The 6,470-nt window shown below is 67.6% G+C and carries 7 protein-coding genes and 1 pseudogene; 2 read left to right on the top strand and 6 right to left on the bottom strand.

Going from position 1 to position 6,470, the window contains the following annotated elements; translation table 11 throughout:
* On the bottom strand, positions 1 to 745 hold a 745-nt coding region (rlmB, locus tag L995_RS07205; RefSeq protein WP_082001508.1), incomplete at its 3' end, for a 23S rRNA (guanosine(2251)-2'-O)-methyltransferase RlmB.
* 215 nt (positions 746 to 960) lie between these two features.
* On the opposite strand from rlmB, the gene sstT reads away from it, so the two are divergent.
* The gene (sstT, locus tag L995_RS07200) at positions 961 to 2,184 is read left to right on the top strand and encodes a serine/threonine transporter SstT (protein WP_016447152.1); all 1,224 of its coding nucleotides are present in this window, start codon (positions 961 to 963) and stop codon (positions 2,182 to 2,184) included.
* Between the two features lie 40 nt (positions 2,185 to 2,224).
* Here sstT and L995_RS07195 read toward each other — a convergent pair whose 3' ends face one another.
* Positions 2,225 to 2,935, bottom strand: a complete 711-nt coding sequence (locus L995_RS07195; RefSeq protein ID WP_017403911.1) for an ABC transporter ATP-binding protein — start codon at positions 2,933 to 2,935, stop codon at positions 2,225 to 2,227.
* A gap of 16 nt (positions 2,936 to 2,951) precedes the next feature.
* Between L995_RS07195 and L995_RS07190 the strand changes: the two genes are divergently transcribed.
* Positions 2,952 to 3,617, top strand: coding sequence for an arylesterase (locus tag L995_RS07190; RefSeq protein ID WP_016447154.1), 666 nt, complete (start codon positions 2,952 to 2,954; stop codon positions 3,615 to 3,617).
* Between the two features lie 19 nt (positions 3,618 to 3,636).
* On the opposite strand, the gene L995_RS07185 is transcribed toward L995_RS07190, so the two are convergent.
* The 4 genes and pseudogenes from L995_RS07185 to L995_RS34875 form a co-directional block, all read right to left on the bottom strand.
* Positions 3,637 to 3,822 (bottom strand): hypothetical protein, encoded by a 186-nt coding sequence (locus L995_RS07185; RefSeq protein ID WP_016447155.1) that lies wholly within the window; start codon positions 3,820 to 3,822, stop codon positions 3,637 to 3,639.
* A 64-nt stretch (positions 3,823 to 3,886) separates the two neighbouring features.
* Entirely contained in the window at positions 3,887 to 4,696 is an 810-nt protein-coding gene (locus L995_RS07180; protein WP_047470570.1) for a DUF2189 domain-containing protein, read from the bottom strand.
* Between the two features lie 116 nt (positions 4,697 to 4,812).
* Complete coding sequence (locus L995_RS07175) at positions 4,813 to 6,402, bottom strand: alkaline phosphatase D family protein (RefSeq protein ID WP_231574379.1); 1,590 nt, start codon at positions 6,400 to 6,402, stop codon at positions 4,813 to 4,815.
* Positions 6,387 to 6,470, bottom strand: a pseudogene (locus L995_RS34875) (ABC transporter ATP-binding protein); the annotation flags it as partial. The pseudogene L995_RS34875 and the gene L995_RS07175, both read right to left, overlap by 16 nt.

Raw genomic sequence — 6,470 nt, 5'->3', positions numbered from 1 at the left:
GGCCGCGCTGGCGCAGCGCCTCGTACAGGCACACGCCGCTGGCCACGGACACATTGAGGCTGGAGACGGCACCCATCATGGGAATGCCGATCAGCTCGTCGCAGGTCTTGCGCGTGAGCTGGCGCATGCCGTCGCCTTCTGCGCCCAGCACCAGGGCCGTGGGGCCCTTGAGGTCCACCTCGTACAGGGTCTTGGGCGCATCGTCGCTGGTGCCGATGATCCAGATGTCGCGCTCCTTGAGCTCGTTGAGCGTGCGCGCCAGATTGGTGACCATGAAATAGGGCACGGTCTCGGCCGCGCCGCTGGCCACCTTGGCCACGGTGGCGTTCACGCCCACCGCATGGTCCTTGGGGGCAATCACCGCATGGGCGCCTGCGCCATCGGCCACACGCAGGCAGGCGCCGAGGTTGTGCGGATCGGTCACGCCGTCCAGCACCAGCAGCAGCGGGTTGCTGACGCCATCGGCCTCCAGCTGCTCCAGCAGTTCATCCAGCGAATGCACCTGTGCCACCGCCTCCACGCGCGCGGCCACGCCCTGGTGGCCGTGGCTGCCGGCGAGCTTGGCCAGGCGTTCACCGTCGGCCTCGATCAGCCGGACGCCGGCCGACTTGGCGCGGTCGAGGAACTGGCGCATGCGCGCATCACGGCGCGTGGCCTCGTAGTAGACCTCGATGATGGATTGGGGCGCGGTCTTCATGCGCACGCCGACGGCGTGGAAGCCGAAGAGAACTTTGGGGGACGACATGGGGCGCGATTATCCCGCCAATTGGGCGCAGCCCCGGCACCCGCCGGACGAAGCCCGTCTGCACGCAACGGCTCCTGTGGTTTTTACGTAGCCGCTACACTGCGCGGGTTGGCCGCTTTCCAGCGGGCCCCTCTCATTGCGGCATGCACCGAAGCCACGGGCATGCCGCTTTGCATTTTTCATCGCCCTGTTTTTCCATTTCTTTCTCAACCATCATGCTCAAAGCCTTTCTTGCCTGGCTTGCCCGCACCAGCCTGGTGGGCCAGATCGCCATCAGTCTGGTCGCCGGCGGCCTGTTGGCCTGGCTCTGGCCCGAGGCCGCCCAGTCCGTATCCCTGCTGGGGACGCTGTTCATCTCCGCCCTCAAGGCCGTTGCACCTGTCCTGGTGCTGCTGCTGGTGGTCTCGGCCACCAGCAACCACCGGCCCGGCCACGCCACGCAGATACGGCCCATCCTGTGGCTGTATGTGCTGGGCACCTTTGCCGCGGCCGTGGTGGCCGTGGTGGCCAGCATGGCCTTCCCGTCCACCATCCAGTTCAAGGACGCCGCCCCCGCCCAGGGCGCGCCTGGGCGCATTGGTGAAGTGCTGATGGCCCTGGTGCAAAGCGCCTTCGACAACCCGGTACGCGCGCTGATGAATGCCAACTACATCGGCATCCTTGCCTGGGCAGTGGCCATGGGCCTGGCCCTGCGCCACGCCTCTGAGACCACGCGCGCCGTGATGCATGACCTGGGCCAGGCCATCACCCGCGTGATCCAGGGCGTGATCCGCCTGGCGCCGCTGGGCATCTTCGGCCTGGTGGCGGGCACCTTTGCCCAGTCGGGCCTGGAAAAGCTGCTGGACTATGCCCACCTGCTGGCCGTGCTGCTGGGCTGCATGCTCTTCGTGGCCCTGGTGGTCAATCCGTTCATCGTCTGGACGCAGACGCGCCGCAATCCCTATCCCCTGGTGCTGACCTGCCTGCGCGAGAGCGCGGTCACGGCCTTCTTCACGCGCAGCTCGGCCGCCAACATCCCGGTGAACCTGGCGCTGGCCAAGCGCCTGGGCCTGGATGAGGACACCTACAGCGTCTCCATCCCGCTGGGCGCCACCATCAACATGGCCGGCGCCGCCGTCACCATCAGCGTGCTCTCGCTGGCTGCGGCCCATACCCTGGGCATCCAGGTCGATCTGCTGACCGCCATCTTGCTGTGCGTGGTGTCCGCGGTGTGCGCCTGCGGCGCCTCGGGCGTGGCCGGTGGCTCGCTGCTGCTGATTCCGCTGGCCTGCAGCCTGTTCGGCATCTCCAACGATCTGGCCATGCAGGTGGTGGGCGTGGGCTTTGTGATCGGCGTGATCCAGGACTCGGCCGAAACCGCACTCAACTCCTCCACGGACGTGATCTTCACGGCCGCGGCCTGCGAGGCGGCCGGGCGGCGCGAAGCTGTCGCCGCCTGAGGTCCTGCCACTGGTTGCAGCCGCTTGACCCGGCGGCCGATCAGGCCGCCAGCGCCTGCCCCTCTTCGATGCTGGCGACGCGGCCGGCCTCGATGGTCACGCGCCGCTCGCAGCGCGCGGCGATGGCTCGGTCATGCGTGACCATGACCAACGTGGTGCCGCGCTCACGGTTGAGCGCGAACATCAGCTCCATGATGGTTTCGCCGGTCGCAAAGTCCAGGCTGCCCGTGGGCTCGTCGGCCAGCAGCACGGCGGGCTCGACCACGAAGGCGCGGGCCAGCGCCACGCGCTGCTGCTCGCCGCCCGACAGCAGCTTGGGATAGTGGCCCAGGCGCTGGCCCAGCCCCACGCGCTCCAGCATTTCGGTGGCGCGGCGGCGGGCGTCGCGGCTGCCGGCCAGCTCCAGCGGCAGCATCACGTTCTCCAGCGCCGTCAGATTGCCCAGCAGCTGGAAGCTCTGGAAGACAAAGCCCAGCTTCTGCGCACGCACGGCAGCGCGCGCATCCTCGTCCAGCGCAAACATGTCCTGGCCCTGCAGCCGCACCGTGCCGCGCGTGGGCGTATCCAGGCCTGCGAGTATGGACAGCAGCGTGCTCTTGCCCGAGCCCGAGGCACCGACAATGGCCACGGTTTCCCTTGCCGCGAAGCGCAGATCGATATCCCTCAGAATATCCAGTGTTCCGGTCGAATCGCTGACCGACTTGAAGACATGCTCGACTTCGATCAGGGGCTGGGCAGTGCTTTGTGACATGGAGGATGGGAAGACGATGCAAGACAAGCTGCGCGCAATGCGCCGACGCCGCCACTTTATCTCGGCCGGCTTGGCCTTCGGTCTGCTGGGTACTTGGACGGCCATGCCCGCCCGGGCTGCAGACGCCGGCCCGTTGCTGGTGCTGGGCGATTCGCTGAGTGCCGAGTACGGTCTGGCCCGCGGAACGGGCTGGGTGGCGCTGCTGCAAAAGCGCCTGCAGGAGAGCCAGAAAAATGTGCCACTGGTCAACGCCAGCGTGAGCGGCGAGACCACCTCGGGCGGCCGCTCGCGCCTGCCGGCCCTGCTCAAGCAGCACAAGCCGTCGGTGGTGGTGATCGAATTGGGAGGCAACGATGCGCTGCGCGGCTTGCCGCTGCAAAGCACGCAGGGCAATCTGGACGCCATGGTACGCGCGGCCCGTGATGCAGGGGCCAAGGTGCTGCTGGTGGGCATGCAGGTGCCTCCCAACTACGGCAGCGGCTATACGCGCCAGTTCGAGCAGTTGTTCTCCAAGGTGGCGCAAGAGCAGAAGGTACCGCTCGTGCCCTTCCTGCTGGCCGGTATAGGCGATGCGGCCGACTCGGCCCAGTGGTTCCAGGCTGACCGCATCCACCCCACGGCCAAGGCCCAGCCGCGCATGCTGGACAACGTCTGGCCACAGCTCAGCAAACTGCTGCCCTGAGCACAGGGCAGCCAGGCTGTCAGCTGCTGCGGCCTTCCTCGCCGGAATGCGCCGCTGCGGGGGATGCCTGGTCTTCACCCGCCATACCGCCGCCCTCATGGTCGTCGGGTTTTCTTTCGGCCTTGGCCTTCTCCTTTTCAAGCTTCTTCTGCTTCTTGGCCAGTTCGCGCTGGCGTTTTTCATAGGCGTAGTTGGGTGTCGCCACAGGTGGACTCCTCTGTTGTTGCAAGCCCCACTGTAGCCGCAAGACGGGGCCCGGCCGTAAAACCTCAGGATAGGGGGGACGCAGGGTCGGCAGATTCACCCACGCTGCAGCGGTAAGCATGCCAACTGGCGCAGCCCAGCAAAGGCCCCACCAGCAGCAGGCCCACGCCGTGCCACCACAGCGCAGCAGCCACCAGCACGGTGATGATCGCGGCCCATTGCAGCATGACGGCCAGGTTGAGGCCGACCACGCGCATGCTGGTGATGCAGGCCGTCAGCGCATCGCTGCCCCGGTCCAGCATGGCCGGCAGCGCCACCACCATGCTGGCGAACACCAGGGCCGCGAAGGCGCCGCCGACCAGCACGTAGATCGCCAGGAACTCCCAATTCTCCGGCCGTGCCACGGCCTGCAGCATGCCGGCCGTGGTGGGCATGCCGGTATCGAAGAACACGGCAAACACCACCATGGAGGCGCGCGCCCAGAGCATTTCCAGCACCAGCAAAACCATGACCAGCATGCCCATGCTGCCCATTTGCGTGTCCCAGCAGGTCAGCGAGCTGCCAAGCTCCGGCGGCAATCCCCGCTCCAGCCTGCGGCTGGTGTCGTACAGGCCCATGGCCAGGAAGGGGCCGATGAGCAGACAGCCGCTGGCCATGGCCATGCTGTATTCAGGGCTGGCACGGAACACCCAGCCGATGAGCAGGGCCATGGCCCAGAAGCACAGGCCATAGAACAGCGCAACGCCCGGCGCCCGCCGCAGATCGCGCCAGCCCAGCGCCAGCCAGCGCCAGGGATCGGCCATGCGCAGCGGTTGCACCTGCAGCGCGCCAGCCGGGTGGTCGGAAGCTTTCTCGGGAGCGGGGGATGCCTGCATGCCTGGACCTCCTGGATCAGCGAGCCCCAAGTTAGCGCAGCCATGGCCGCGCTGCCATGGCGGAAACTACCGAGGGCCCCCGCCCAGACCGCGCAGGCCCGCACCCCGGTCCGCCCTCAGGCCTGCACCAGCTTGCCCGGCTGGCCGGGCAGCACCTTCCAGGCCGCGTCCCGCACGGTCTGGTACTGGCGGCTGAACACCGTATCCACATAGATCCATTCGGCCTGGCAGGCCTGGGGGGTTGCCGTGACGATCATGTAGCCGCGGCGGGAGGTATCGCAGTACTTGAGCGTGTTGATGAACTGCAGCAGCGCGCCACGCAACTGGGCCGGATCCTGGCCGGGCAGGTAGTCCTCGAAGCCGGGCGAGCTGACGGACGAGGTGGCGAACTCCACGCCCACGCCCTGCCCGCTGCGGTCGCGCAGCTCGCTGGCCCAGGCGTTGTGGGTGTCACCGGCCAGCACGACCAGGTTCTTGCCCAGGCTGCGCGCCGTGGCCAGCACGGTCTCGCGAGCCACGGCGTAGCCGTCCCAAGCATCGAGGTTGTAGGGAATGCTGGGCTGGGCCAGGATGGCCTTTTCCGCCGCCGTCAGGCTGGCCGGGTTGGCCTGGGCCTTGGCCAGCAGCGCCGCGTAGGCCGGCAGCGAGACACCGCTGCCGGGGCTGAGGATGTCCATCAGCAAGGGCGCCGGCAGCTCCATGCGCCCCATCAGCACCTGCTGGCCCAGCACCTGCCAGGTGGCCTGCGAGGCCGCCATCTGCTGGCCAAGCCACTGGGTCTGCGTGGCGCCCATGAGCTGGCGTGCGGGATTGGCCATGTCGGAGGAAAAGCGCGCCGCGTCCAGCCCCTGTGCCGTGAAATAGTCGGCGTAGTCCAGCTGTTCGTCACGGCCGATGACGCGCGTGTCCAGCATGTGCAGCGCCAGCAGGTCGCCGAAGGCGAAGCTGCGGTAGATGATCTCGGGCTGTGCGTTGCGCGTGGGCATCCACTCGTGATAGGCCTTGAGCGCGGCCACCTTGCGCAGCTCGAAGTCGCCTTCGGTGGCCGGCTGGTGGTTCTCGGCGCCGTGCATCCAGGTGTCATTGGAGACTTCGTGGTCGTCCCAAACCGCAATCATGGGCGCTGCCGCATGCAGGGCCTGCAGGTCGGCATCGCTCTTGTACTGGGCATGGCGCTGGCGGTAGTCGGCCAGGCTGACGATTTCGTTGGCCGGCAGGCTCTGGCGCTGCATGGCTTCGGCCTTGCCGTTGGCATAGCCGCCGCGCGCATATTCGTAGATGTAGTCGCCCAGATGCACGGTGGCGTCCAGGTCGCCCTGGCGTGCCGCATGCGCGTAGACATTGAAGTAGCCGGCCGGGTAGTTGGCGCAGGAAAACACGGCCAGCTTGACCTGCTGCACGGCGCCCACGGGCAGGGTTCGCGTGCGGCCCGTGGCGCTGGTCATGCCCTGGCAGCGAAAGCGGTAGTGGTAGCGCGTGGCGGGCCTGAGGCCCGTGGCATCGGCCTTGAAGGTGAAATCCTGGGTGGCGCGCGCCATGGCCTTGCCCGAAGTCACGAGGGTCTTGAAGTCGGCGTCCGATGCCACTTCCCACTCCACCTCGATGTCGCTGGAATGGCCCTGCGGCGGCGTCACGCGGGTCCAGAGGATGACGCGGTCACTCAACGGGTCGCCGCTGGCCACGCCGTGGCGGAACTCGACGGGAATGCGACCAGCTCGCCCTGGCGCACCTCGAAGTCCACACCCTTGACGGCCTGAATGCCGCCATAGGCCAC

The organism is Delftia sp. ZNC0008 (assembly GCF_000799035.1).
GTDB classification, from domain to species: Bacteria; Pseudomonadota; Gammaproteobacteria; order Burkholderiales; family Burkholderiaceae_C; genus Comamonas; species Comamonas tsuruhatensis.
Note: the sequence above shows the minus strand (reverse complement) of the source record. Positions and strands in the feature narration are given on the sequence as shown.